This window comes from Rhodothermales bacterium, assembly GCA_013002345.1.
Lineage (GTDB): Bacteria > Bacteroidota > Rhodothermia > Rhodothermales > JABDKH01 > JABDKH01.
Map to the genome: position 1 here is coordinate 1 of JABDKH010000100.1, position 2,600 is coordinate 2,600.

2 protein-coding genes are annotated in these 2,600 nt (G+C 59.1%); both read left to right on the plus strand.

The window, feature by feature from the left end; all coding sequences use genetic code 11:
* Positions 1-138: 138 nt before the first annotated feature.
* Positions 139-1,476: an efflux RND transporter periplasmic adaptor subunit gene (locus HKN37_05215; protein ID NNE46043.1), complete on the plus strand. Its 1,338-nt coding sequence runs from the start codon at positions 139-141 to the stop codon at positions 1,474-1,476.
* 43 nt (positions 1,477-1,519) lie between these two features.
* A partial coding sequence (locus HKN37_05220) for an efflux RND transporter permease subunit (GenBank protein ID NNE46044.1) occupies positions 1,520-2,600 on the plus strand: 1,081 nt, incomplete at its 3' end.

Consider the following 2,600-nt stretch of genomic DNA (forward strand, 5'->3'; position numbering starts at 1 on the left):
ACGGATGCTGTTCGAACTTCAACTCGACGAAATCTCGGTACGCGAACGCCTTCACGAAGCCGTTGCCACCATGCATCGCGTGCTCGGAACACCTATAGATCTGTAATGGAAATGAACACGCAAAATCGTTGCTGCCCAATGGGATACGTAAGATCTCTTGTACTGATCTCGTCTACCCTTTTCGTCCTTGGAACAGCCGGGTGCGGAACGGACCCGAACGCCGACCGACCGGCAGCCGAAAACCCGGCAATGGGACAGCCCGGCCACGACCACGAGGCTATGCTCGCCGAGATGGCAGCCGCCGCGGCCGCCGACCATACGGACCACGATTCGATGGCAGGCACCGACGCCACGGACATGCCACCTGATGGTTCGACTACGATGCAAACGGCATCCAATCAATCTGAAACCGTCGATCATTCGGCTCACCAGATGACACCCGCGACAGGCGCCGCCGCCGGCATCGTTTCGATCGAACCGTCTGTAATACAAACGATCGGCGTCCGTACCACAACCGTCGAAGTCCGTTCGTTGAGTCGTGAGATCCGCTCGACCGGTCGCTTCGAAATGGATGAAAGCGGTATCCACACGGTCACCGTTCGAACACCGGGATGGATCGAGGCGCTCCACGTGGATTATGAAGGCGCGCTCGTCACAAAGGGCCAACCTTTGCTCGATCTCTACTCGCCCGATCTGGTCGCGACGCAAGAGGAGTACCTGCTCGCATTCCGTAACGCGCAACGGATGTCGGCAAGCCCGATCGAAGGAATGGCGAAGGATGCCGAACGCCTCCTGAGCGCCGCCCGAGGACGCTTGATTCTCTGGGAAATATCGGAAGACCAGATCGCCGAGCTGGAGCGCACAGGAAAACCGATGCGCACGGTCCGGTTTAACGTACCGGCGACAGGCGAAGTAATGCGAAAGTCAGTCACCGAAGGTCAACACGTACAGGCTGGCGAGCCCCTTCTGGAGATCTACGACCTCAGCAAGATCTGGCTGATCGCAGACATTTATGAGCAGGATCTGCCGTGGGTGCAGGAAGGCCTGCCGGTCCGCGTGGAGCTGCCGTATGACCCGGGCAAGACATTCGAAGGTCGGGTCGACCATGTCTACTACATGCTCGATGCAAAGACACGAACCGCACGCGCACGCATCATCATGCCCGGACAGCGGCAGGTGCTCAAGCCGGGGATGTATGCTACCGTGCGGATTGAGAGCAAGCCGCTTGCCCCCGCCCCGGTCGTTCCGGAAGAGGCTGTCATACGAACGGGTGAGCAGGACATTGTGATCGTCGATCTTGGCGACGGCCAGTTCGCACCGACGGTGGTACGGATCGGGATCCTTGCAGGAGGAAGTTACCAGATTCTCCACGGGCTGAGCGGCGGCGAAAGAATCGTGACCCGGGCACAGTTCCTCATCGACTCCGAATCGCGACTCAAGAGTGCCGTCGGCGCCATGACCGGCCACAGCCACTAAGACGCTTCCGGATTGCCGATCCGGAATCCAATTGAGATTGACCATGATCAATAGAATCATCGAATACAGCGCCCAGAACCGGCTTCTGGTCCTCCTTACCGTTGCGCTGCTCTCCGGTATCGGAATCTGGGCAGCAAGCAACACACCGGTCGATGCCATCCCCGACCTGTCGGACGTCCAGGTGATCATCCAGACCGAATTCCCGGGTCAGGGTCCTCAAATTGTTGAGCAGCAGGTCACGTATCCGCTGACGACGGCCATGCTGGCGGTTCCATACGCCAAGACGGTGCGCGGGTATTCCTTCTTCGGACTCTCGTTCGTCTATGTGATCTTTGAGGATGGAACCGACCTCTACTGGGCACGCAGCCGCGTAATCGAATATCTCAACTATGCCGCAGGGCGCCTTCCCGAATCGGTTCGACCCTCGATCGGACCCGACGCGACGGGTGTTGGCTGGGTTTACGAGTACTCACTGAGAGACACAACAGGAGCGCGTGATCTTGCGGAGCTCCGGACGGTGCAGGACTACTTCCTTCGGTACGAGCTGCAGTCGGTGGAGGGTGTGGCGGAAGTGGCGTCGATCGGCGGCTTCGTGAAGCAGTATCAGGTGGTTGTCGACCCTCACAAACTGAGCGCGGTCAACATCCCGATCTCGACCCTGAAGCAGGCGCTGGTTCGATCCAATGCGGACGTCGGGGCGAGACTTCTTGAGATCGGAGAGAGAGAGTTCGTCGTTCGAGGTCGCGGCTATCTGACCAGCCTCGAAGACATTCGCAACGTGCCGCTTCGGTCACAGGGCGGAACGCCCGTTCGAATCGGCGACGTCGCAACTGTCAAGCTGGGACCGGACTTGCGCAGAGGACTCGCCGACAAGAACGGCGAAGGCGAAGTCGTGGGTGGGATTGTCGTGATGCGATATGGCGAGAACGCCAGGGATGTGATCGATCGTGTCAAAGCGCGGCTCGCAGAGATTGCTCCCGGTCTTCCAGAAGGAGTAGAAGTCGTCACAGAGTACGACCGCTCCGGACTGATCAAGCAGGCGGTCAGGACTCTTCAGACCAAACTGTGGGAGGAGATGCTCGCGGTGGCCCTGATCGTCGTCATCTTCCTGTTACATGTGAGGA

What these genes read in the sequence shown, in the direction of transcription:
- HKN37_05215 (NNE46043.1), top strand. Translation starts at nt 139, where the DNA reads ATGGGATACGTAAGATCTCTTGTACTGATCTCGTCTACCCTTTTCGTC.